23 protein-coding genes are annotated in these 24,220 nt (G+C 60.2%); 4 read left to right on the forward strand and 19 right to left on the reverse strand.

The features are described from left to right. Positions 1-120: 120 nt before the first annotated feature. From QLG02_RS02410 to tapM, 14 genes are all read right to left on the reverse strand, one after another. The gene (locus QLG02_RS02410) at positions 121-702 is read right to left on the reverse strand and encodes an aminodeoxychorismate synthase component II (protein WP_016351623.1); all 582 of its coding nucleotides are present in this window, start codon (positions 700-702) and stop codon (positions 121-123) included. A gap of 20 nt (positions 703-722) precedes the next feature. Continuing rightward, positions 723-938 (reverse strand): hypothetical protein, encoded by a 216-nt coding sequence (locus QLG02_RS02415; RefSeq protein ID WP_011706959.1) that lies wholly within the window; start codon positions 936-938, stop codon positions 723-725. 123 nt (positions 939-1,061) lie between these two features. Then, complete coding sequence (trpS, locus tag QLG02_RS02420) at positions 1,062-2,066, reverse strand: tryptophan--tRNA ligase (RefSeq protein WP_005298400.1); 1,005 nt, start codon at positions 2,064-2,066, stop codon at positions 1,062-1,064. A 39-nt stretch (positions 2,067-2,105) separates the two neighbouring features. Beyond that, positions 2,106-2,774, reverse strand: a complete 669-nt coding sequence (locus QLG02_RS02425) for a phosphoglycolate phosphatase (protein WP_282464421.1) — start codon at positions 2,772-2,774, stop codon at positions 2,106-2,108. Further along, positions 2,761-3,435 carry a ribulose-phosphate 3-epimerase gene (gene rpe / locus QLG02_RS02430; RefSeq protein ID WP_016351625.1) on the reverse strand — a complete coding sequence of 225 codons (675 nt, stop codon included), beginning with the start codon at positions 3,433-3,435 and terminating at the stop codon, positions 2,761-2,763. Before rpe ends, QLG02_RS02425 begins: the two co-directional genes overlap by 14 nt. 282 nt (positions 3,436-3,717) lie before the next feature. Then, positions 3,718-4,590, reverse strand: a complete 873-nt coding sequence (locus tag QLG02_RS02435; protein WP_011706963.1) for a Dam family site-specific DNA-(adenine-N6)-methyltransferase — start codon at positions 4,588-4,590, stop codon at positions 3,718-3,720. 70 nt (positions 4,591-4,660) lie between these two features. Next, on the reverse strand, positions 4,661-6,268 hold the full coding sequence (locus QLG02_RS02440; protein WP_282464422.1) for an SPOR domain-containing protein: 1,608 nt from the start codon (positions 6,266-6,268) through the stop codon (positions 4,661-4,663). Next, positions 6,258-7,340 carry a 3-dehydroquinate synthase gene (gene aroB, locus QLG02_RS02445; RefSeq protein ID WP_016351628.1) on the reverse strand — a complete coding sequence of 361 codons (1,083 nt, stop codon included), beginning with the start codon at positions 7,338-7,340 and terminating at the stop codon, positions 6,258-6,260. Before aroB ends, QLG02_RS02440 begins: the two co-directional genes overlap by 11 nt. A 14-nt stretch (positions 7,341-7,354) precedes the next feature. Then, positions 7,355-7,873 (reverse strand): shikimate kinase AroK, encoded by a 519-nt coding sequence (gene aroK, locus QLG02_RS02450; protein WP_005298388.1) that lies wholly within the window; start codon positions 7,871-7,873, stop codon positions 7,355-7,357. 191 nt (positions 7,874-8,064) lie between these two features. Then, entirely contained in the window at positions 8,065-10,266 is a 2,202-nt protein-coding gene (gene pilQ / locus QLG02_RS02455) for a type IV pilus secretin PilQ (protein WP_282464423.1), read from the reverse strand. Between the two features lie 14 nt (positions 10,267-10,280). After that, positions 10,281-10,811, reverse strand: a complete 531-nt coding sequence (locus tag QLG02_RS02460) for a pilus assembly protein PilP (RefSeq protein ID WP_282464424.1) — start codon at positions 10,809-10,811, stop codon at positions 10,281-10,283. Then, positions 10,808-11,407, reverse strand: a complete 600-nt coding sequence (tapO, locus tag QLG02_RS02465; RefSeq protein ID WP_011706968.1) for a PilO family type IV pilus biogenesis protein TapO — start codon at positions 11,405-11,407, stop codon at positions 10,808-10,810. The genes QLG02_RS02460 and tapO overlap by 4 nt, the downstream gene beginning before the upstream one ends. Next, positions 11,404-11,982, reverse strand: coding sequence for a PilN family type IV pilus biogenesis protein TapN (gene tapN, locus QLG02_RS02470; protein WP_282464425.1), 579 nt, complete (start codon positions 11,980-11,982; stop codon positions 11,404-11,406). The genes tapO and tapN overlap by 4 nt, the downstream gene beginning before the upstream one ends. Then, on the reverse strand, positions 11,970-13,040 hold the full coding sequence (gene tapM / locus QLG02_RS02475; RefSeq protein WP_282464426.1) for a PilM family type IVa pilus assembly protein TapM: 1,071 nt from the start codon (positions 13,038-13,040) through the stop codon (positions 11,970-11,972). Before tapM ends, tapN begins: the two co-directional genes overlap by 13 nt. A gap of 286 nt (positions 13,041-13,326) precedes the next feature. On the opposite strand from tapM, the gene QLG02_RS02480 reads away from it, so the two are divergent. After that, on the forward strand, positions 13,327-15,816 hold the full coding sequence (locus tag QLG02_RS02480) for a PBP1A family penicillin-binding protein (RefSeq protein ID WP_011706971.1): 2,490 nt from the start codon (positions 13,327-13,329) through the stop codon (positions 15,814-15,816). Positions 15,817-15,891: 75 nt separating this feature from the next. On the opposite strand, the gene oxyR is transcribed toward QLG02_RS02480, so the two are convergent. The 4 genes from oxyR to QLG02_RS02500 form a co-directional block, all read right to left on the reverse strand. Then, positions 15,892-16,788, reverse strand: a complete 897-nt coding sequence (gene oxyR, locus QLG02_RS02485) for a DNA-binding transcriptional regulator OxyR (RefSeq protein WP_017409206.1) — start codon at positions 16,786-16,788, stop codon at positions 15,892-15,894. Between the two features lie 155 nt (positions 16,789-16,943). Then, entirely contained in the window at positions 16,944-18,584 is a 1,641-nt protein-coding gene (locus QLG02_RS02490) for a methyl-accepting chemotaxis protein (protein ID WP_282464427.1), read from the reverse strand. Between the two features lie 222 nt (positions 18,585-18,806). Beyond that, positions 18,807-19,442, reverse strand: coding sequence for a DsbA family protein (locus QLG02_RS02495; RefSeq protein ID WP_282464428.1), 636 nt, complete (start codon positions 19,440-19,442; stop codon positions 18,807-18,809). Between the two features lie 80 nt (positions 19,443-19,522). Beyond that, the gene (locus QLG02_RS02500; protein ID WP_252475746.1) at positions 19,523-20,383 is read right to left on the reverse strand and encodes a Vmh family MBL fold metallo-hydrolase; all 861 of its coding nucleotides are present in this window, start codon (positions 20,381-20,383) and stop codon (positions 19,523-19,525) included. Positions 20,384-20,509: 126 nt separating this feature from the next. On the opposite strand from QLG02_RS02500, the gene QLG02_RS02505 reads away from it, so the two are divergent. Beyond that, the gene (locus QLG02_RS02505) at positions 20,510-21,409 is read left to right on the forward strand and encodes a LysR family transcriptional regulator (protein ID WP_158196869.1); all 900 of its coding nucleotides are present in this window, start codon (positions 20,510-20,512) and stop codon (positions 21,407-21,409) included. Between the two features lie 82 nt (positions 21,410-21,491). On the opposite strand, the gene QLG02_RS02510 is transcribed toward QLG02_RS02505, so the two are convergent. After that, positions 21,492-22,268, reverse strand: a complete 777-nt coding sequence (locus tag QLG02_RS02510; RefSeq protein WP_016351640.1) for a BPSS1780 family membrane protein — start codon at positions 22,266-22,268, stop codon at positions 21,492-21,494. Between the two features lie 176 nt (positions 22,269-22,444). On the opposite strand from QLG02_RS02510, the gene QLG02_RS02515 reads away from it, so the two are divergent. Continuing rightward, positions 22,445-23,299 (forward strand): hypothetical protein, encoded by an 855-nt coding sequence (locus QLG02_RS02515; RefSeq protein WP_257686212.1) that lies wholly within the window; start codon positions 22,445-22,447, stop codon positions 23,297-23,299. A 43-nt stretch (positions 23,300-23,342) separates the two neighbouring features. Continuing rightward, positions 23,343-24,167: a M23 family metallopeptidase gene (locus QLG02_RS02520; protein WP_282464429.1), complete on the forward strand. Its 825-nt coding sequence runs from the start codon at positions 23,343-23,345 to the stop codon at positions 24,165-24,167. Positions 24,168-24,220: the final 53 nt, after the last annotated feature.

Genomic DNA, 24,220 nt, shown 5'->3' on the forward strand with positions numbered 1-24,220 from the left:
ATTGCATAACGGCTCAGGGGGTGTTGGCAAGAGATAATTTGGACAGGGAGGGAGGTGAATAAAGTGTCAGGGAAAATATTTTTGGCCTCCTTTCAATTCTGGGAGGCCGATCACAACTATTCAGGGATTGGCCAAAAAATTGGCCAGCAACTGATGACCCTGCTCGCTCAGAATGCTCTCCGGATGGAACTGAACACCCTCTATATTCAACTGCTTATGGCGCAGCCCCATGATCTCGTCCGGGCTGCCATCGGCATGTTCGCTCCAGGCGGTGATCTCGAGACAATCGGGCAAGGTGTCGCGCTCCACGATGAGCGAATGGTAACGAGTGACCCGCAGCGGATCGTTGAGCCCCTTGAATACTCCCTCACCACGGTGGCGAATGAGCGAGGTCTTGCCGTGCATCATCTGGCGCGCACGTACAACCTGAGCGCCGAAGGCCTGCGCCAGCGACTGGTGGCCGAGACAGACGCCGAGAATGGGGAGCTGGCCGGCAAAACGGGAGATGGCCGCCAGCGAGATACCCGCCTCATTGGGGGTGCAGGGACCGGGAGAGATCACCAGATAACGGGGAGAGAGCCGGGCAATGGCGTCCAGCGTCAGCTCGTCATTGCGCTTCACCACTACCTCCTGTCCCAGGGCGCCAAAATATTGCACCAGATTCCAGGTAAAGGAGTCGTAGTTATCGATCAACAACAGCATGGGTCAACCAGGGCAGAGAATTAACGATCCAGATAGCGACCCTGTTCCATTTCACGCTCGCGCTGGCACTCGGCCAGGTAGATGGCGGCGGCGATGGCAGGGGTTTTGTGGTGCTTGTCGATGGCATTGGAGACCATCAGTTGCAGGGTATTGAGGTTTTTGGCCTTGCGAAACTTGCGCAGCCAGTGACCCTTGTCACCCAACTCTTCAATCGTGGTATTTGATTCGACAGACATGCTAACTCTTGGGGCAGACGCCCGCGTTTGAAATTGGAAGATGAAATAACGAATAGCAGGTCGGGTAAAACAAAGAAAGCCAGGCAAATACCCAGCTCTCTTCTACTACACCTTCCCAGTATGTCAGGCTCGAGGAACGAAGCCGACTACATCATATACGCTGGCCAGGGTTTTTTCAGCCCTTTCCCGCGCCTTTTGTGCACCGGCCGCCAAAATGGCCTGCAGATGAGCCTCATCCTGACGCAGCTCGTGGAAGCGGGCCTGAATCGGCTCCAGCAGGGCGACCACGGCCTCGGCAGTTTCGGTCTTGAGATGACCGTACATCTTGCCTTCGAAATGCTGCTCCAGCTCGGGGATGGAACGGCCGGTCACCCCGGACATCAGGGTCAGCAGGTTGGAGACCCCCGGCTTGTTTTCCGGATCGAAACGCACCACCGCCGGCTCGTCGGAGTCGGTCACCGCGCGCTTGATCTTCTTGACGATCTGCTTGGGATCTTCCAGCAGGCCGATGAAGTTGGCCTCGTTGTCGTCCGACTTGGACATCTTCTTGGTCGGATCCTGCAGGCTCATCACCCGGGCGCCTTCGGTCGGAATGAAAGGCTCCGGCAGGGTGAACACCTCGCCGTAGAGGTTGTTGAAGCGGGTGCAGATGTCGCGGGTCAGCTCCAGGTGCTGCTTCTGATCGTTGCCCACCGGCACCTGATTGGCCTGATAGAGCAGGATGTCGGCCGCCATCAGCACCGGATAACCGAACAGGCCGACGTTGACGTTGTTCTCGAAACGGGCGGACTTGTCCTTGAACTGGGTCATGCGCGACAGCTCGCCCATCTGGGTGTAGCAGTTCAGGATCCAGCCAAGCTCGGCATGCTGCGGCACGTGGGACTGGATGAACACGGTGCTCTTGGCCGGGTCGATGCCGACCGCCAGATAGAGGGCGGCGGCGTCCAGGCAGGCCTTGCGCAGGGCGGCCGGATCCTGGCGGGTGGTGATGGCGTGCAGATCGACGATGCAGTAGAGGCAGTCGAAGTCATCCTGCATGTTGACCCACTGACGCAGGGCCCCCATGTAGTTGCCGATGGTCAGCTGGCCCGACGGTTGGGCCCCGCTCAATACGATAGGTTTAGTCATCAGAGTGTTGATCCTTGTTATTCGGCCTGCCTGGCCAGCTTATTCGGCCAGCAGCGCGTCGAGCTGGGCAAACTGTTCACATACCCAGTCCGGGCGGGAATCTGCGATGGGACGGCCGTAGTTGTAGCCATAGGTCAGTCCCACCACCTTCATGCCGGCAGCCTGGGCGGCCAGCACGTCATTTTCGGAGTCGCCCACCATCAGGGTGCGCGACGGCCTGACGCCCAGCTCGTGGCAGGCCAGCAGCAGCGGCTCCGGACTCGGTTTCTTGACGGGCACGCAGTTGCCCCCCAGCCAGAGTGCGAAACAGTCGCCGATGCCGAGGGCATCGAGGATCGGCTGCACGAAGTGGCTCGGCTTGTTGGTCACGATCGCCTGCTGGTAACCCAGCGCCTGCAGGCGGCGCAGGCTCTGCTCGACCCCGTCATACATGGCCAACCCTTCCAGCAGGCAGGCCTGATAGTGGCGGTCAAACAGCGGACGGGCGCTGGCAAACAGCTCGGGCACCGCGCGATAGTCCAGCGCGCGCTGGATCAGCTTGTCGGCACCGTTGCCGACCCAGGTCCGCACTACGGCCTCGTCGGCCTCGGCCAGCCCGAGTTCGGTCAGCGTACGGTTGACCGCCAGCGCCAGTTGCGGGGCGCTGTCGATCAGTGTGCCGTCCAGATCGAACAGCACCAGGTCAAAATCACGTTCAGCGTTTGACATGAGAGAGCTCCGCCCGCATCTCGTCGATCACCGCCTTGTAGTCCGGACGACTGAAGATGGCCGAGCCGGCCACGAACATGTCGGCACCAGCCTGGGCAATCTCACGAATGTTGTCGACCTTGACCCCGCCGTCGATCTCGAGGCGAATGTCGCGGCCGCTCTCGTCGATGAGGCGACGCACCTGGCGCAGCTTGTCGAGGGTGCCGGGGATGAAGCTCTGGCCACCAAAGCCCGGGTTGACCGACATCAGCAGGATCACGTCCAGCTTGTCCATCACGTACTCCAGGCAGGTGAGCGGCGTGGCCGGGTTCAGCACCAGACCGGCCTGGCAGCCCTGCTCCTTGATGAGGCCCAGGGAGCGGTCGACGTGGTCGGACGCTTCCGGATGGAAGGTGATGAGGGAAGCACCCGCCTTGGCAAAGTCGGGAATGATGCGATCCACCGGCTTGACCATCAGGTGCACGTCGATGGGGGCTTCGATACCGTAGTCACGCAGGGCCTGACAGACCATGGGGCCTATGGTCAGGTTGGGCACATAATGGTTGTCCATCACGTCGAAATGGACCACATCGGCACCGGCGGCCAGCACCTTGGCGACATCGTCCCCCAGACGGGCAAAGTCGGCGGAGAGGATCGAGGGGGCAATCAGAAAGTCTTTCATCAGCGTCATCCATTGGCAGCGTGGCAGAAAAAACGGCGCAATTTTACCGCAAATGGACGCCGAAAACGACCCGCACACGGTACGGAAAAAGCGAACGCCATCATCACCGCAAACGGACACTGAAAACGACCCACACGCAGTACGGAAAAAGCGGACGCCATCATCACCGCAAGCGGACGCTGAAAAAGGGCCTCAATGCTATCAATAAACCGTGTTTACCCAGCCCCACCATCATCGACTGCGGCAGACATAAAAAAACGGCACCCCCAGGTGCCGTCTGTGTCAGCCGAGTGGCGCCAGTTCGGCGTCGCTCGGGTAGTAGCCCTGCTCCGGCTCGATGCCGGGCGGATAGAGCGCCAGCAACTCGGCCACCTTGTTGCGGGTGCCGCCGTTGCGGCTGATGGTGCGCTTGACCAGGATTTCGTCGAGGCGGGCGCCGCGATAAAGCTCGCGGGTCAGCTCGATATCGTGGTTGCTGATGAGCACGGGCACCCCTTTGCGCGCCGCGGTGTGGCGAGCCAGTCTGGCCAGCACGGCCTGATCGTCCAGGGTGAAACCGCCGGCCGAATAAGTGGTGAAGCTCGCGGTAGTGGAGAGCGGCGCATAAGGGGGATCGCAATAGATCACCCAATCCTCTTCGGCGCGCTGGATGGCATCGGCATAGCTTTCACAGATGAAGGTCGCCTTCTGCGCCTTCTCGGCGAAGGCCCACAGCTCTTTTTCCGGGAAATAGGGTTTCTTGTAGGAACCGAACGGGACGTTGAAGCCCCCCTTCTTGTTGTATCGGCACAGGCCGTTGAAACCGTGTCGATTAAGAAACAGGAACAGCAGGGCGCGCTCGAAGCTGGTGTCGGTCTGATTGAACTGGGTGCGCAGCCGGTAGTAGGCCGCCTTGTGGTTGTGCTCGGTCACGAACAGCTTGCGCGACTCAGCGATGAACCGATCCGGCGTCAACTTGAGATGATTGTAAAGACCGATCAGATCCGGATTGATGTCGTTGAGCACATAGGCGTCGTAGTCGGTGTTGAGAAACACGGACCCGGCCCCGACGAAGGGCTCCAGCAACACACGCCCGGCCGGCAAACGCTCGGCAATCTCTTCAACCAGGGAGTATTTTCCCCCGGCCCATTTTAAAAAAGCGCGTGTTTTTTTCATGGAAATCCGGTGTTAAGAAGGCATCGACCAAAAAAGGGGGACGATTCTACCCCCTTCCCGGCCAAAATGGCTATTGCTTCAACTCTTTTTGTACCTGCGCAAACGACTTGGGCCAGGGTTGACCCTTCAGCAAGGCGGGCGACAGCTTGCGAATGGCGGCCTTGGCCTGGTTGCTGCTGGCGTAGTCCCCCTGCAGCACCACGTACCAGGGGCTGCCGCGGAACTTGGTCTGATAGACCCAGATCTTGCCGGCCAGACCATTTTCGGCCACGAACTTGTCGACCGCCTTGGTGTTGCTCGCCCCCATCAGCTGGATGCTGTAGTGGTTTCTGGGCTTCTTGTTCAGAGTGGCAGCGGGGGTCAGCGCCACCTTGGGAGCAGGTGCCGCCACCGGTTCAACCGCAACTGGCTTGGCCACCGGCTTGCTGGCCGCTGGCGTGGGTTGGGCCTTGGCGGTGTTTGCCGGCTGGGCAATCTGAGCAGTGGCATTGGGTGTAACAGCCTGCTCGGCAGGAGCAACCTGAGTGGCCGCCGCTTGCGAATCGGCGCCGGTCAGCTCATCCACCACCGCAGTGGGCAGGGCGCCGCTGACGTTGGGCTGCTTCATCAGCTTCTCGACCACCTCGTCGGAGATCACCACCCGGCGTCCTTCGTAGTTGGTCGATTCGGTCGTCACGGTGTCGCTCTCCACCGCCTTGGGCAATACCTTGGCATCCGGCTGCCAGTCGCGGACCACACCGCCGGGATTGCTGGCGGCACCATCACTGGCCGTACTCTGGCTACCGTTCTGGCTGGTATTGCTGCCGCCGATGGTCAGCGGATCGCCACCCGAAACGGGGATGGGCAACGCCGTGGTTTGGGTGGGCTCGGGGGCAGAACTCTTGCTGTCGCCGCCAAACAGGGCCGGCAGCAGATAACTCAGCGCCAGCAGACCGCCGGCCAACAGGGCCAGCAGGGTCGCAATCTTCTTGACGGGCAACTCGGCCTGACGTTTCTTGGGCCTTCTGTCGGTCATGATATCCTCCAGTAACTGCATGATGGTGGACGGATGTCCATTTGCCACTTTCAGGATCTCTTCCACTTTCGGCTTGGGCAAGAGGGCTGTCGGGATCTTGAGCTCTTTGGCCTTCTCATACAAGAAGATGCGTTGTTCGGGCGCGCCAAGCGGCGCGACTTCCAGCTCCAGCGCGGGCATCGCCCGCCCTTTCAGCGGCGCCTTCTGATTGCGACACCAGACGTCACTGCCGGATAGCACGATGGCCAACTGATGGGGGATCTTCAGGGTATCGTTGTGACGACACAGGCTCCACAACTCGCCGACCAGCTCGGCAGGCAGCTCGTCGGCCCGCTCAATGAGCAGCAACAGGGTGGCGGGTTTGCCTTCCAGCATGCGGAAAAAGCTGTCTGCCAGCGCATCCTGCGGGTTGAACAACGGCCGGGCTACCACCTGGGGCAGCAACAGCTGGCGCACGTCCACCATCTTCATGGCGGGACTGCCGATCAGGCTGACCACCCGCACTTTTTCCGGCAACGCTCCCAGCAGGGATTCGCACAAAGTGCCGCGGCCACTGCCGGGTTTGCCGGAGAGAAAGATAAAAGGGTGATTGAATTCAATCAGATGCAGCAGCCGGTCAACCAGCTGCCGCTGGGAAGGAAATTTCAGCAGTTTATTCGTCACGACCAGACTCGATCACCGCCAGCAGTTCAGCATCGGAGACATCGGCCACCACCTGGGCATGACCTATGCCGACCGGCAGCACCAGACGCAGTTTGCCTTCCAGCACCTTCTTGTCGCGGCGCATGTGACGAATGAAGGCAGCAAAATCCATCTCTGGCGGCGCCTGCACCGGCAGATTGGCTGCCAGCAGCAAGGCTCGGATACGGTCTACCTGTTGCTCGGTCACGTCACCACGGGCCAAGGCGGTATTGGCGGCCAGCATGGTGCCTGCCGCCACGGCTTCGCCGTGCAGCCAGTTGCCATAGCCCTTCTCGGCTTCAATGGCATGGCCAAAGGTGTGACCCAGATTAAGCAGGGCACGTACACCGTGTTCGGTCTCGTCCTGGCCAACCACATCGGCCTTGATTTCGCAGCAGCGGCGGATGGCATAGGCCAGCGCGGCCGGCTCCTGCGCCTGCAGACGGGACATGTTGGCTTCGAGCCAGCAGAAGAATTCGACATCCCAGATGATGCCGTATTTGATCACCTCGGCCATGCCGGCGGCAAATTCGCGGGCAGGCAGGGTCTGGAGGCATTCGGTATCGATCACGACGTGTCTGGGCTGATAGAAGGCCCCGATCATGTTCTTGCCGAGGGGATGGTTGACGGCAGTCTTGCCACCAACGGAGGAATCAACCTGGGAGAGCAGTGTGGTAGGCACTTGAATGAACGGAATGCCACGTTGATAGCTTGCAGCAGCGAAGCCGACAACGTCCCCTATCACACCGCCACCCAAGGCAATCAGAGTGGTATCACGACCATGGTTGGTTTCCAGCAGAGCGGACATGATCCGCTCAAAGGTCGCCAGGGTTTTGTAGGCCTCGCCATCCGGCAGGATCAGGTGTTCAACCTGATAGCCCGACAGCAACTGGACAATCCGCTCAAGATACAAGGGCGCAACCACTGTGTTGGTCACAATCATGACCCGCTTGCCCTTGATGGTTTGCGTCAGCACCTCTGCGTGCTGCAACAGACCTGCGGCTATCTCGATGGGATAGCTGCGTTCACCCAGTTCGACCTTCAACCTTTCCATGGACGTCCTCTATATTACATGCCGATCAACTTAACAATTTGATTGGCAACAACTTTAGCGCTCTGGTCATCAGTCTGGATGACAAAGTCAGCCACTTCTTCATACAGGGCGTTGCGTTCTTGTGCCAGACGCTCGAGTACTTCGCGCGGCGGCTCTTCGGTTTGCAGCAAGGGGCGACGCTTGTCTCTTTGCGTACGTGCCAGTTGCTTCTCAATGGTGGTTTCGAGGTACACCACGATGCCGCGAGCAGAGAGCTTGTTGCGTGTTTCACGGCTCTTGATGGCACCGCCACCCGTCGCCAGCACGATACCCTGCTGTTCGGAAAGGTCACCGATGACCTTCTCTTCGCGGATCCGGAAACCCTCTTCGCCTTCAACATCGAACACCCAGCCGATATCGGCACCACTGCGGCGCTCAATCTCATGATCTGAGTCGAAAAACTCCATATGCAGTTGTTCTGCCAGATGTCTACCTATGGTGCTCTTGCCCGCACCCATGGGACCTATCAGGAAAATATTGCGTTTCTCAGCCATGTCTTTTCGTTAGTAATTACAAACTGTACGACCCCGACAAACTCTCGATCGGGGTACCTATGAACCTTATCTTGCGATGGATCAGGAGGGGGATTATCTCAATAGAAATCAGGACTGGCAACCGCAGCCCTTACGCCCCAGCCTCATTGGGGCGTAAGGTTATATGTGTTTTACCTTCACATGTAAAGTCTTCAGAAGGCGTCGGTGACTATCTTCGGCGTCACGAAAATCAGCAGCTCGCGCTTTTTGTTCTCGCTGGTTGTCTTGCGAAACAACACCCCCAGACCCGGGATGTCACCCAGCAGGGGCACCTTGCTGACGTCGCTCTTGATGGTCTGTTGATAGATGCCACCAAGCACCAGCGTCTCGCCATTGTTGACCAGCACCTGGGTGGTGATGGACTGGGCGTTGATGGAGACGGCATCACCGGTACCGGTCGGCACGGTTTCACCCTTGGTATCCTGGGTCACGGTCAAGTCCAGGATCACCCTGTTGTCGGGGGTGATCTGCGGCGTCACCTTGAGGCTCAGCACCGCCTTCTTGAAGGTGACCGAAGTTGCCCCGCTGGACGAGGACTCCACATAGGGGATCTCGGTACCCTGCTCGATCAGCGCCGGTTTCTGGTTGGCCGTGGTGACCCGGGGACTGGCGATGATCTCGGCTTTGCTCTCTTTCTCCAATGCCGACAGCTCGAGATCCAGCAAGGTACCATCCGCCAGCCGCGCCACCTGGAAGGCCAGGGTGCCGGCCGCATTGGTTACCGGCAGATTGACGTTCAGCCGATCGTCCACCCCCGGTCGGGTGATGGTCGAGCCGCCATTGTTGTTGCCGGAACCGTCATTGCCCTCGATGGTGCCCGAGGTACTGTTGCCGTGACCGTCGTTCTTGGTTACCCCCCAACGCACCCCTAGCGCCTCGTCAAAGCCGTCATCAATGGTCACCATGCGCGCCTCGATCACCACCTGCTTGACCGGAATATCCAAGATATCCAGCATGCGCTTGATGTTGCTGATGACGTCGGCAGTGTCCTTGACCACCAGCACGTTGGTTCGCTCATCGACGCTCACCGCCCCCTTGGAAGAGAGCAGCTTGGTGCTCTCGGACGAGAGCAGCGCCGCCACTTCGGATGCCTTGGCATAGTTGATCTGCAGATACTCGGTATAAAGCGGGGCCAGATCGGCGACCTGGTTGCGGCTCTCCAGCTGCTGTTTCTCGCGAGCGGCAATCTCTTCGGCCGGTGCGACCAGCAGGATGTTGTTGTCCAGCCGCTTGTCTAGTCCCCGCACCTTCAAGATGATGTCGAGTGCCTGCTCCCAGGGCACCCCGTCCAGCCGCAGGGTGATGTTGCCCGACACCGAATCCGTGGTCACCAGATTGAGGTTGTTGAAATCCGCGATGAGCTGCAGCACGGTTCTCACCGGAATATCCTGGAAATTGAGAGAGATGGGTTTGCCCTGATACTGCTTGCCGGCAGTCGCCGCGGTGCGCTTTTTCACCTCGACGATGAACATCTTGTCCGCCTGATCGTAACGGTAGTCAAACTGACCGTTGACCGAGAGTTCAAACAGGGTGTCGTTACCCTGGCGGAACACCTCAACCTGAGAGACAGGGGTAGCAAAATCCTGCACGTTGATCAGGTTCAGCAAATCGTCCGGTACCCGGGTGCCGTGAAACTTGGCAAGCACCGTCTGACCACGGCTGCTGACGTCAACGGCGGCGGAGCTGTTATCCAGCGTCACCAGAAATTCCCCCTGCCCGTCCTTGCCACGCCTGAAATCGACCCCCTTCACGGAATTGAAGTAGGCACCACTGGCCGCAGTCTGTGGTGATGGCAAAACCGGCTTGCTGGCCACGGGCGCTGCCACTGGAGCGCTCTGGCGAGCAAGCTGCTGACTGTTGATCAGGGCGGACGAGGCTGCCGGCTGGGTATTGATAAGTGCAGACGAGGTCGGCTGGGGGGCCACCAGCCCGGAGGATGCAGTGGTGGTTGGCAGCGGCATGGCTGCTTTTTCTCCCAGTGCCACCAACAACTTGTTGCCCTGCTGATGCACCTGATAGGGGGTCAGTTGATCGAGAGCGATCTTGATATCGAGACCTGCCCCCTTGCCCTCTACCTTGAGGTTATCCACCCCTTGCTGCTTGATGGGCAAGGGGTTCACGTTGAGCGCTCCCACCGCCCCCGGCACATGCAGCAGCAGCTGATTGGGTTCATAGGAGAGACGATCGGTAAATCCGCTGACCGGTTCACTGAAACTCAGCTCCAGCAACAGCTGGTCCGCCATCAGCGGATTGACCTTGACCTCCTGCAGGGTTGCCACGGCCCAGGCCTGGCTCCATGCTCCGGCGCAAAACAGCAGGGCAACTCGGGCTACCATACCTATTGTTGTTTTCATCGCATCATCCCTGATTATCGTTTTGCTTCAAGATTGGCCATGCCCAGCTGAGTTTCTCGGGTCACCCAGCATCCTTTGCCATCCGGTATAGTCTCAATCAAATCCACATAAGTGTCAGTGATCCTGATCACCCGTCCCTGATCCAGTCCCATATGTTGATTGAGACCCACCCGGATGGATTGACCATCAGGAGTCCTGATCAAGGCCCACAACTGTCCCTGCTTGCCAAGTGAGCCCTGCATGCTCAGGCTGGCCAATGAATAGCGCTCCAGTACTTCTTTCTCTCTGTTGGCTACGATCTGGGCGCAATCCAGCTTCACCTTGGCATCCACCTTGGCACTGCTGGTTTCAGGCTGGGGGGCGATGAAGGGGCTGCGCTGATCGCTGAGGTGATAAGCCATGGGGGAAAAGGGTTTGATTTCGGGAAGAGGCTCGATGGGTACTGGTTTTCTGGCCTTGGTTGCGGCCACATAGTTGTCCATGTCGTCCTGCCCACCGCAGGCGGTCAACAACAGGGCAGGCAACAGTACGCAGAGTAGCTTCATTTGGTCTGCCCCACGGTTTTGCCATTATATTTGTAGGTTTTGGCCAGCATCGACATGGCAATCATGTCACCCTGCTCCTTGCCCTGTCCCAGCGTGAACGATTCCAGGATGACGATACGCGGCAGGGCCGCCATGTCGGCCGTGAACTTGCCTATCTCATGATAAGTACCCACCACTTCGATTCGCATGGGCAGCTCGGTGGAGAACTCGTGTTTGATCTCGGGTTCCCAATTGATGCGATTCAATTTGAGCCCATTGTCGGTGGCAATGAAACTGATGTCATCCAGCAATCCGGCCACTTCGTGAGTATTCGGCAACTGCTTGAGCTGGGTATCCACCAGCTGTTCGAGCTGCACCATCTGCGTCTTGTAGGCACCGAGGTTGGCAGCCAGCATCGCCTTGCTCTCGAACTGCGCCTTGAGTTCGGCCTCCTTGTTGGTCTCCTGGGTCAACAGGGTCAGTGAGTTGGCAATCACGTAGTAATAGATGGCTCCCCCCAACAAGGCACAGAAGAACAGGATGAAAATCCCCTTGGCCAGCTTGGGCCAACTGGCAATGTTGTTGAGATCCAGTTCGTTGAGCTGTTGTAGATTCATTGCTGCCCCTTAGCCACATCGACCGTGGTACCTGCCACACCCGCGACCTGGAACATCATGGAGAACTGGCTGAGCGAAACGGGCGCCACATCGGCCGCAAAAATCGTGCTGATCTGCGACTGCCCCAGCCAGCCGGAGCCATCGATACGACGCATCATGCTGGCTACCCTGCCATAGGCCTCGGTCTTGCCATTCACATCTATTTGGTTGTTCTGCAAGGCAAGCGTATTGAGGTAAACCCCGTTGGGAACCAGCGAAGGCAACTGGTTGAACAGGCGAACCGGCAGATTGCGGCGCATCTGCAGGTGCTCGATCAATTGCATGCGATCGATCAACTCCTTGCGCCGCTCCTTGAGCAGGCGGATCTCGCCAAGCTGGGCATCGAGGATGGTCATCTCCTGCTGCAAACGCTGGTTGCGTTGCTGCTGATGGCCTATCTGCTGCTCCACCAGCCAGTCGGCGGCAAAGCCGAGGGAAGCCGTGATGGCCATGAAGATGCCCAGCATGACCCCGAATTGCTTCTTCTGCCGCTGGGCCCTGGCCTCACGCCAGGGCAGGAGGTTTATATTTGACATGGCGTGAAGCTCCTCAATGCCAGACCCAGCGCCGTCATGAACTTGGCACCGTGGACCGCCCCCTCCCCTTTCGGCTTGCCGAACAGGGCAAAGGGATCAGGATGCAATACCTCACAGTTCAGCTCGCTGCCAACCTGGGCCGCCAGCCCGGGCAGCAGACTGCCACCGCCGGTGAGCACCAGTCTGGAAAGCTCCCTGTGTCCGGAAGAGCTGCAAAACAGCTGCACGTTCCGCCTGACTTGCTGCAGCAGAGCATTCATATGGGGCAGCAACACATCCAGTTCGTGATCAACTGGCAGCTTGCCTTGCAACTTGGCCTGCTCGGCATCATCCAGCGACAGGTTGTAAAAAGAGGCCAGCGCCTGACTATATTGATCGCCACCGAAGTTTTGCAGGCGTGAATAGATAACTTCTCCCTTTACCAGTGCGGCAAAGGTCATGGCGCTCGCTCCGATATCGATCACACCAACCGGTTTCTCCCACTCCTGCAGCTCCGGCAGGCAGGCAAGCACGGCGCGGCCCAGTGCGTGGGCGCCCACATCCACCACCTTGGTGGTCATGTCGGCTTCCGCCAGCGCGGTCACCCGCCCGCTCACGCTCTCGGTGCGGGCCGCACTCAGCAACACTTCGCGGCGGTCCTGATCATTGACCTTGCCCAGAATCTCAAAATCCAGGCTCACTTCATCTAGGGGAAAAGGGATGAGTTGCTCAGCCTCGAGCTGAACCTGATTCTCCAGCTCCTTCTCACCCAAAGCGGCATCCACCTGAATGACTTTGGTGATCACGTTGGAACCGGTGACGGCAGTCGCAACGTACTGGCTGCTGCCCGAGATGAGGCGCTTGAGGGCCTTGAGAGACTGGCTGACCCGTTCGATATCCTGCAGCTGATAATCGACCAGAGTGCCTTTGGGAGTGGCAACTTCGGCCACCGATTCGAGATGCAGCTTGCCGGGACGACCGGTAATGGTCACGGCCTTGATGGTCTGGCTGCCAAAATCAATACCCGCCAGAGGAAGCAGAGAACCTTTGTTGAATAGCCCAAACATATACACATCCATGCGTTATTGGGTTTTAGGATTGATTGTAGGACAGCTAATCAGAAGATGATGACTTAACTCATCCTAAATGCTCTATCTATCAATGTCATAAAGTTTATGCCGAAAAGTGATACAACTCGCTTTCCGGCCGCCCCTCGCCTCCCCTTGGTTATTGAGCCGCAGAATGCTAACCTCCCGCCTCTTCTCGAGGAGCCGGGCTGCCGTCAGGAAAACCTCGAATTTCCGGAGGCAAAAGGGCTATACTCTGCGCCCGTTGGCTAATTTTAAGACGATTGGTAGTTCTTCCATGCTGAAATGGCTCGTACGCCTGTTTATTGTCATGATGCTGGGTGCTGTGCTGGGTGTTGCCAGCCTCATCGGTATCTACTTCTACATCAAGCCCCAGTTGCCGGATGTGACCGCGCTGCGCGACGTCAAGCTGGCCACCCCGATGAAGGTGTACAGCCGGGATGGGGAATTGATCTCCCAATTTGGCGAAATTCGTCGCATCCCGCTGCATCTGGATGAAATCCCCCAGTCCATGATCGATGCGGTACTGGCGACCGAAGATGCCCGTTTCTATGAGCACCCGGGGATCGACCCCATCGGCATCATTCGCGCAGCCACCGTCTGGGCCGTCTCCGGTCAGGCCCGCCAGGGCGCCAGCACCATCACCCAGCAGGTTGCCCGCAACTTCTTCCTGAGCAATGAAAAGACGCTGGTGCGCAAGATAAAAGAGGTCTTCCTGGCCTGGCGCATCGAGCAGAATCTCTCCAAGGATGAGATCCTGCAGCTCTATCTCAACAAGATCCCGCTCGGCTACCGGGCATTCGGGGTCGGTGCCGCCGCCCAGGTTTACTTTGGCAAGGAGGTCAAGGACCTGACACTGGACGAGATCGCCATCATTGCCGGTCTGCCCAAGGCGCCGTCCATGCTGAACCCGATCCGCTCGCCGGAACGTGCCTTTGCCCGTCGCAATGTGGTACTTGGCCGCATGCTGGAAACCGGCAAGATCACCCAGGCCCAGTTCGACGAAGCGTCCAAGATGCCGGTCAAGGCCCGCTATCACGGTGCCGAGATCACCTTGAATGCCCCTTACCTGGGGGAGATGGTGCGCCAGAAGATGGTGGAGCAGTTTGGTGAAGATGCCTACACCATGGGTCTGCACGTCTACACCACCGTCACAGCCAAGCGCCAGCGCGCCGCCCGTCTGGCATTGCTCGACGGCGTATTCGACTATGACACCCGCCATGGCTACAAGGGCGTGACCGCCCAGCTGTGGAAAGCGGGCGAAGCCGATTGGGATTATGACAAGATCATGGCCCATCTGGCCAAGCAGCCCACCTATGAGCCGCTGATGGCCGCCGTCGTCACCAAACTGGCTGACAAGAGTGCGACCATAGTGCTGAAGAACGGCAAGCAGGCTGAGCTCGGCTGGAACGGCATCAAGTGGGCGCGCGCCTTCATCACCGACGATCGTCAGGGCTTTGCGCCCCGCTCGGCCCGCGACATGCTGAAAGTGGGCGCCCAGATCTGGGTACGGGAAAAGGGTGAAGAGCTGCTGCTCTCCCAGATCCCCGAGGTCAACGCCGCCCTGGTGGCCATGAACCCGCAGGATGGTGCCATCGAGGCGCTGGTAGGCGGCTTCAGCTTCGAGCTCTCCAAGTTCAACCGGGTCGATCAGGCACGCCGCCAGATAGGCTCCAACATCAAGCCGTTCCTCTATGCCACCGCGCTGGAACAGGGCTACACCCTGGCCTCCCTCATCAACGATGCGCCGATCAACCAGTGGGATCCCTCCAAGGGCCCCATGTGGCAGCCCAAAAACTCCCCGGCCATCTATGAAGGCCCCACCTCCCTGCGCCTCGGCCTCGCCAAGTCGAAGAACGTGATGTCGGTGCGCCTGATGCGCGCCATCGGGCTGGATACCTACATCGACGGCCTGACCCGCTTCGGCTTTGCGCGCGATACCATCTCGCCCAACGAATCGCTGGCCCTGGGTGCCGCCGAGTTCACCCCGCTGGAAGTGGTGCGCGGCTACTCGGTCATGGCCAACGGCGGCTTCCAGGTCACCCCCTACTTCATCACCGAAGTCACCGACAGCTTCGGCGCGCCTCTCTATCAGGCCAACCCGGCAGCCGCCTGCCGTGACTGTGGCGTGCTGGCCGCTGCCGGTCTCGACAGTGCGGATGCCTATGCCAATACGGCGCCGGACTGGAAAGCCCAGTGCCCCATCGATCCGGTCGTTCCCGGCAACATGGCACCGCAGACCATCAGTGCCCAGAGCACCTTCCTGGTGACCGACACCCTGACCACCGCCATCTGGGGTGGCAATGGCTGGCGCGGTACCGGCTGGCGGGCGGCACGTGACCTCAAGCGCCACGATATCTCCGGCAAGACCGGGACCACCAACGAATCCCGTGATGCCTGGTTCTCCGGCTATACCCCGAATCTGGTCGCCACCTCCTGGATCGGTTTTGACAACCACCAGCGTGGTCTGGGCCGGGCCGAATTTGGCGGCGGTGCCGCGCAGCCCATCTGGATCGACTTCATGAAGACGGCGCTCAAGCAGGTGCCTGAGCGCAAGATGCCGGTACCGGAAGGGATCATCACGGTGCGGATCGATCGTGAGACCGGCCTGCTGACCAATCGGACCGACGGCAGCAGCACGGAAGAGTTCTTCAAGGAAGGCACCGAGCCGACCCGCTACGCGACACAGAGCTCGGATGGCAATCAGGTGTACGGCGGTGAGGGTTCGCCCACCGATGGTCCCGTCTCCACCGACGATATCTTCTAAACCACCGCAGAAGATAAAAAAACCGGCGCAATGCGCCGGTTTTCTTTTTTGTGGCCCTGAATTGAAGATGCGCAGTTAGCCAAGCAGGCTCTGCATCAAGCGCGAGATACGAGCGGCCAACTCGTTGAAGCAGGGCCGGCGCACCGAGTAGTGGCGATAGAGCAGCGCTATGGTACGCCCAGGCACGGGGTCTATCACTGGTCGATAGCTGACGCCGCCCTCTTCGGCATTGGCGGGCACGGCGAGCCTGGGTACCAGCGTCATGCCGCTGCCGGCGGCCACCATGTTGCGCAGCGTCTCCAAACTGGTGCCCTTGAAGCGCTGATCCTCGCCGATACCGGCGGCGAAGCAGAATCCCATCGCCTGATCCCGCAGACAGTGACCATCGGCCAGCATCAGCAACTTCTTGCCCTTGAGATTGCTGAGCGGCACCGCCTTGGCCTTGGCCTCCGGGTGCTGCTGGGGCACCGCCAGCCACATGGGCTCCTGATAGAGCGGGATCGAACCAAACCCGTCCATGCCCTCCAGTTCGGCCAGGATCAGGCAATCCAGCTCTCCCTCTTCCAACCGCTTGAGCAACACCTGGGTCTGCTCTTCATAGAGGTAGAACTCCAGCTTGGGAAAGTGCTCGCGCAGATCCTGAATGATGTGAGGCAGCAGATAGGGGCCGACGGTAGGAATGAAGCCGATGTGGATTTCACCGGACATGGGCTCGGCAAAATGCTGGCCGATGCTCTTGAGCTCGCGCACCTCTTTGAGCACCTTGCGGGCCTGCTGGGCCATGGCATCGCCAGCCGGGGTAAACAGCACCTTGCGCGAGGTACGCTCGATCAGGATCACCCCGAGTTCATCCTCCAGCTTGCGCAGCTGGCCGCTCAGGGTGGGCTGACTGACGAAGCAGCGCTCCGCCGCTTTGCGAAAGTGCTTCTCCTCTTCCAGCGCCACCAAATACTCGAGATCGCGAAGGTTCATACATCCAGAATCCTGCCAACCAATGGGGCCATTAGCATGCCCAAGAACGGCGGAGCGAACAAGGGATGGTGCAAGAGGGAAAGTCGACAGGCCGATAAAACAAGGCGGGCCCGGATCCAGGATCCGGGCCCGCAGCAGCGAGCATCCAACCCGCCTTACACCCGGAAGCGGCGTACCATCTCCTGCAACTGGGTCGCTAGGTGATTGAGGTCGTTACAGGCCTGTGCCATCTGGGTTGCACCGGCAGCCACTTCCTCGGAGGCATGGCTGATATTGACCACGTTGCGGTTGAGCTCTTCACTCACCGCCCCTTGCTCTTCGGTGGCGGTCGCGATCTGGATATTCATGTGGGAGATGCTCTCCACCGAGCCGCTGATCTCGGAGATGGATGCCCCCGCCTCCCGCGCCGTGCTCACGGTGGAATTCATCATGTCCTGGCTTTGCTGCATGGTGGTGCCGGCCTGCTCGGCCCGCTGCTGCAGTTCGGCGATGATGGTGTTGATCTGGGAGGTGGAATCCTGAGTCCGCTTCGCCAGGGTGCGCACCTCGTCGGCCACCACCGCAAAGCCGCGGCCCTGCTCGCCGGCCCGGGCAGCTTCAATAGCGGCGTTGAGCGCCAGCAGGTTGGTCTGCTCGGCGATCCCGCGGATCACTTCCAGCACCATGCCGATGTTGCGGCTGTCGTCGCCAAGCTGGCGGATCACCACGGCGGTGCTCTCGATGGCGCCGGCAACCTGCTCAATACGCTTGATGGAGTCGTTGACGGTGCGAGCCCCCAGTTCGGCGGTGCTGCTGGCGGCACTGGCTGCGCTGGCGGCGTCGCTGGTGTTGCGGGACACTTCCTGCACCGTGGCTTGCATCTCGTTCATCGCGGTGGCCAGCTGATTCAGCTCGTGCTGCTGGCTGTTCATGTTGTTGGCGGACTGGCGCGCCACCGCACTGATCTCTTCGGCTGCCGAGCTCAGTTGCACCACGGAGCCGGAGACTTCGCTGACCAGGGTACGCAGGTTCTTTTGCATCTCGCCAAAGCCCTTGGCCAACTGTCCCAGCTCGTCGTTGTTGAATTGGCTGGCGTCAAGGTGGGCCGCCAGATCGCCTGCCGCTACTTTGCGAGTCTGCTCCAGCATCGCCATGACCGGATTACGGATCTGGCCGGTCAGCAGCCAGGCCACCACCACCACGAACAAGACGGTGATGAGGCTGACGATGATGCTCATGTTCCGCGAGTTGCTGTAAAGGTCGGCCACCGACTTCACCATGCTATCGGCCAGCTCGTTGTTGATCTCGCGCAGACGGTAGGATTTGGCCCCCGCCTCTTCCAGTGCGGCGCGAGTCTCGTTCTTGCGCAGGCTCTTCACTTTTTCCAGATCGCCGCTGGCAAAAGCCGCAATCAGCTGCTCGTGTACCGAGAAGTACTTGGCACCAGCGGCCAACAACGCCTCGTAAGTCTGCTTCTCCTCATCGGTGCTGAAGGGCAAGGAGCCATACTTCTGCGCCGCCGCGTCAAACTCCTGTTTGGCCTTGTTGAAGGTGACGGTGCGTTCGCTCACCTCCTGGGCATCCTTGTTGAGGCCACCAATCACCTGCGCCAGCTCGGAACGACGGGCATCGAGAATGGCCACATGCATCTGGCTGGCATAACGGGTCGATGGCAACAGGTTGCCCGAGATGGTGGCTGTATCGGCATAAAGACGGGACAGCTGAGTGATGGAGAACCACGCCAGCCCCACCACTAGCAGGGCCAATACGGCAAAACCGGCGCTCAACTTCTGACCTATAGACATATTTTTGAACATGATTGGTATCCTTGGCGGCTAGACGCAAGCCCATGGCCTCAAACGCCCGGGCTATCCCCATAGAGCATAGCGCGATGATCGCAAGCGGATGATTTTCAAACTGTCCGCTACTGAATATATCGTCTCGCAAGGGGATAGCATGAGTGCCGAACAGGTAGGAAAAATCTGCAACGAGCACATCGGACGCTGTACATCCGCCACCGGATACAACCTGCTGTTCGCTCAACGATTCATCATGAGCTGGATCTGGCGAGCAAACGCCTCTGGCTCACCCAGGAAGGAGGAGGCGGACAAGGGGGTGACTTTGTCGCCCTGCACCAATCCCAGAGTCGGGTAGCCCTGCCCGCCGAGGCGGCGCATCCAGCGCTGGCTGTCGGCCAGATGACTCGCCAGGTCGGCCTGCTGATAGGCCTTCACAAAATCATCCGCGCCAATGTTCTGCTCCGCCACCAGGCTGGTCAGATGCTCGAGCGAACCGATCCAGATGCCATCGCGATAGTGAGATTGCTGGATGCGGTACAGCAGGCTCAGACCGTTACCACCCAGAGCCGTCACCGCCAGGATGGCGCGGATGGGCTGCTCCGAATCGAGCAGCAGACCATCGCGCAGCAGCAGCTCGTTGAAATAGCGCTCGCCAAAAGGCTGGCCGGTCAGCGCCTGGATCCGCTCGTCATGGGGACGGACGTAATCGCGCAGGGCCTCGCCCATCGCCTGCCTGCGCCCGCCAAGCCAGAGACCACCGGCGTGCAGCTCGATGCGCAGTTCCGGGATGGCAGCCGCAGCCTTCAACAGCGGAGCGGCGCCGTAGCACCAGCCGCAGAGGGGGTCGTATACATAATGCAGAGTCGTTTCGTTCATGTGATTCACTCGTTCATTCGGCTAAAAAAACCGGGCCCTCGGGCCCGGTAAAAAAACACAGGGATGTAGGCGTCAGGCAATTACCACTTCATCTCGCCGGTGTTGACCTTGGCACCGATGGCCAGACCGTCGTCGACCGGCAGGGACGGGTAAGCCTTCTTCAGTGCTTCAATCAGCTGGCCGGAGTTCTTGGCGTTGGCCAGCTCCTGCTCAAAGCGCTCTACGTAGTCACGGGTGAAGGTCACGGCTTCGGTACCCTTGGGCGCAGTCCCCAGGAAGTGACCCGGCACTACGCGCTCGGGCTTCAGCGCCAGCAAATTGTTCAGCGCCTTGACCCAGTTGCTGCGAGCGGCTCTGGTCTGGCTGTCAGCCATCCATACGTGCACGCCGCTATAGACCGGTACGCCACCAAACGCCGTCTTGATGGACGGTGCCCACAGGTAGGCATTCGGGGTGTTCATCTCTTTGATCTCGATCTTCTCGCCATCCAGTGTCAGATGGCTGGCCGTCATCACTTGCGGCACGGTCAGGCTTTTCGGTGCACCCTTACCGAGGATGGGGCTCCAGTAGCTCAGCTTGGCGTCCTTGGTCTGGTTGATATGGTCGACCACATGCTGGTCTGCCAGTACCTTGACGTCCGGGAAAGCTGCCTTGATGGGCTCCAGACCGAAGTAGAAGTCGGGGTCACCGGCACTGATATAGACGGTGGTCAGCTTCTTGCCGCTCTTCTTGATCATGTCCACCAGTGCCTGGCCGTTTTGCACGTCGAACTGGGCATCGATCAGGATCGCTTCTTTGTCACCGGTCACCAGGGAAGAGGAGACCGGGAAGATTGCCTTCTCGCCCGGGTTGTAGACGGTCACGGTGAGCGGGGCGGCCATGGCGGCACCGCTCAGCAGGGTGGTGGCCAGGGTCAGGTTGCGGATCAGGGTATTGTTCATCGGGTATTCCTCATCAAGTCATCAGGGGTTCATCAGATGGACACAGTTTATTGGATCAATTCCGGTACAAATACAGCATAATAAGCGCATCACTGTTGCATTAATCGAGCATATAGAGAGCCTGAGATGGATCGACTGACCGCATTGCGGGTCTTTGTCAGCGTAGTCGAACAGGGCAGCCTGAGCGGCGCCGGGGAGAAACTGGAGATGTCGCGCGCCATGGTGACGCGCTACCTGGCGGAGCTGGAGCAGTGGATGGGGGCACGGCTGCTGCACCGCACCACTCGCCGGCTGAGCCTGACCGGCCCTGGGGAAGAGGCGCTGAACCGGGCCCGCGCCATGCTGGCACTGGGGGAAGAGATGGAGCAGATCGCCGTGCGCGGCGACGAGGCCCCCAAGGGGCAACTGCGCATCACCAGCAGCTATTCACTCTCGGAAGCCCTGCTGGTGGGCGCCGCCAATGACTACCTGGCACGCTATGCGGGCACCGCCATCGATATCCTGCTGCTGGACCGCACCGTCAATCTGGTGGAGGAGCGGATCGATCTCGCCGTGCGCATCACCAATGACCTCGACCCCAACCTGGTGGCCCGCCGGCTCGGCACCTGCCACTCCGTGGTCTGCGCCAGTCCCGCCTATCTGGCCAGACACCCGACCCCGCACAAGGTGCAGGATCTCGCCCTGCACAACTGCCTCACCTACACCTATTTCGGCAAGAGCCTGTGGGAGTTTCAGGGACCGGACGGGCCCGAATCGGTACCGGTGAGCGGCAACCTCAGCGCCAACATCTCCAACCTGCTGCTGGAGGCGACCCTGGAGGGGGCCGGCATCAGCCTGCAGCCCCGCTACTCGGTCCAACCCCATATCGACACCGGCACCCTGGTGCCGCTGCTGGAGCTGTGGCAACCCAAGCGACTCGGCGTCTACGCCGTCTACGGCACCCGCAAGCAGATGTCACCGCTGCTGCGCAGCTTCCTCGACTTTCTGGTGGAACGCATGGCCGTCGACCCCATGTGGCGAGAGTAGTGGCGGAAACAAGAGACAACGCAAACATGCGAAAGGGGCCAACAGGCCCCTTTCGCGCATATGTCACACCAATCCGTTGGCGTCAGGCTTCGAAGCCGGTCAGCGGGGCTTCGGCAGGCGTCTCCTGCGTCACGTCCAGATAGATATCCCGGTAGGCCACATAGATGGAGTAGTTGAGCGCCGGGATCACCACCAGCAGACCCACCAGCATCAGCGCCGCGCCAAACAGCATCAGGATGGCGGCGATCAACCCCCACCAGAGGAAGGGCCACATGTTGGTCAGGCAGCCTTTGAAACTCAGTTTGGCGGCCTGCAGGATCCCCACATCGTGGAAAAAGATGAGGGCGGGGGCGAAGGTGATGGCCATCAGCACCGGGATCAGCAGTGCCAGCCCCAGCAGCAGACAGAGCAGCAGGCCCTGGGCCTGGGCCGCCGTCACCACCAGAGATTCGGGGTCCTGGGTCAGCAGGGAGGTGAGCCCCCACATGGAGAGCAGGCCCAGGCAGATGAGGCCGATCAGGCTGAACAGGGCCAGCACCAGCAGGCCCCCCAGCATCAGCGGAGTCAGCTTGTGGCGAAAACCGGAGAAGAAATCGGCGAAGCGCAGCGGATTGCCTTCATAACCGTGACGGGCCACCGCCACCCAGCCGGCACCCCAGACCATGTAAAGCAGCTGGGAGATGAGGCTGCCCGCCGGCAGACGCTCCAGCAGCAGACCGACCGCAAACCAGATGAGGACCATGGCAACACTGACCCCCATCCCCTTGTTGAAGACATCGAAACCGGATCGCACCCAGACCCAGCCACGCCCGATGGGGTGACGAGCAGGTTCTGCGCGCAGGGGGGACAATCCATTCATAACATTTCCTCGGTTCAAAACGGCTGGTTGCCGATTCTAGAGCCATGGGCCGACCGACTCAATGGCGGGTCACCGCCGAGGCCGGTTTTGCACGTCATGGCTGCTTGTATCAGACGTTACGGTTATCATAAGAGACCCCTTTGCAAGGGGCATTCACTTATTCAAGAGAATCCAAGATGCGTACATCTCACCTGGCGCCAATTCTGCTGGCCTCCCTGTTGTTCAACCTCTGGCAGTGGCAGGCCGACCCTGTCAAACCTCAGTCGGGATCCGACACCGCCAGCCCCGCCAACAGCCCGTCGCAATGCGATTCGGCCACCAGCCAGAACAGCGGCCAGAGCACCGGGCAGAGCCTGCTGGCCAAGCTGCCCGGCAAGGGCAGCCAGAGCGAGCCCGCCCCCGCCCAGGAGGTGCTGCCTCCCAATCCCGAGCTGGAGGCCGCCATCAGCCAGTGGAGCCAGTCGAGCGAAGGATCCGTGCTGATCGAGCGGCTCTATGACGCCGAACAGGGCAGCCAGCTCACCACCGTCTTCGACCGGCTCGACATAGTGGAAGACGTGCGCGGCCAGGTTCAGGAGCAACTGCGCGAGCTCTATCGCCTCGGCTTCGACCATCCCGATGCCTACGAGCAGGAGAGCCAGCGCATCTGGGGCAACCTCAGCAACCTGCTGGGGGAGGATACCCGCACCCGGCTCGAACAGGAGATCTACTCGGGCGATACCAACCGCCTGCTGGAGATCCAGGGTCGCCTGGCGGAGCACGGCGAGCTGCTGGCACCGGCCCAGCGCCAATCCCTGACGCGTCTGCTGAGCGAGGCGAACCAGCAGCTGGCCCAGCAGGAGAGCGGCGATGCCGGCACCTATCTGGAGAACCAGCGCGCCTATACCCAGCGGGTGCTGGAGAGCAGCCGCAGCTTCCTCAATCCGGATCAGCTCAAGGTGGTACAAGACATGCTGGAGCTGGACCTGGTGCGCCAGGAGGTGTCGGTCCAGATGGAGGCCATCTACCAGCGCTTCCAGCCAGCGTCCTGATTTCGTTACCGTTTCGTTTTAGTCAACCCAGCCTGGAATCATCATGAGAGTCGTTTGTTGTCTATTGTTGCTGCTGGCCAGCCAGTCCGCCCTCGCCGAGGGCTTCATCAGTCGTCTGCTCGACCACCCGGTGCCGGGGGGCATCGCCGTGGTGGCGCTGGGCAGCGAGGCGCAGGCCCCGACCGCCCGCTATCAGGGCAAGCCGGTGCTGGTGGTGCGTGAAGAGGGCAAGCGCTGGATTGCCATCGTTGGCATTCCCCTCAAGAGCCAGCCCGGCCCCCACCAGTTGCAGGTGAGCGATGGCCGCACCCTCGGTTTCACGGTCGGCACCAAGCACTACCGGGAGCAGCACATCAAGCTCAAGAACAGCCGCCAGGTCAATCCGCTGGCCGAAGACATGACCCGCATCAACCGCGAACTGGCGGAACAGACCCGCGCCTACCAGACCTTCAGCCCGACCCAGCCGAGCAACCTGCTGTTCGACAAACCGGTGGAGGGCCCGCTCTCCAGCCCGTTCGGGCTGCGCCGCTTCTTCAACGGCGAGGAGCGCAACCCCCACTCCGGCCTCGACTTCGCGGTCGGTGCCGGCACCCCCATCAAGTCGCCGGCGGCGGGCAAGGTGCTCCTGATCGGCAACTACTTCTTCAACGGCAATACGGTGTTCGTCGATCACGGTCAGGGCCTCATCAGCATGTTCTGCCACATGTCGAAGGTCGACGTGAAGCTGGGCCAGAGCCTGCCCCGCGGCGGCATCGTCGGCCGGGTCGGCGCTACCGGCCGTGCTACCGGTCCCCACATGCACTGGAATGTCAGTCTCAACGACGCCCGTGTCGACCCCGCCATCTTCATCGGCGCCTTCAAGCCATGAGCTGGTGACCTGTCAGGGGCGCTCAAAACGAAAAAGGCAGCCTAGGCTGCCTT

The organism is Aeromonas sp. V90_14 (assembly GCF_029967615.1).
GTDB classification, from domain to species: Bacteria; Pseudomonadota; Gammaproteobacteria; order Enterobacterales; family Aeromonadaceae; genus Aeromonas; species Aeromonas hydrophila.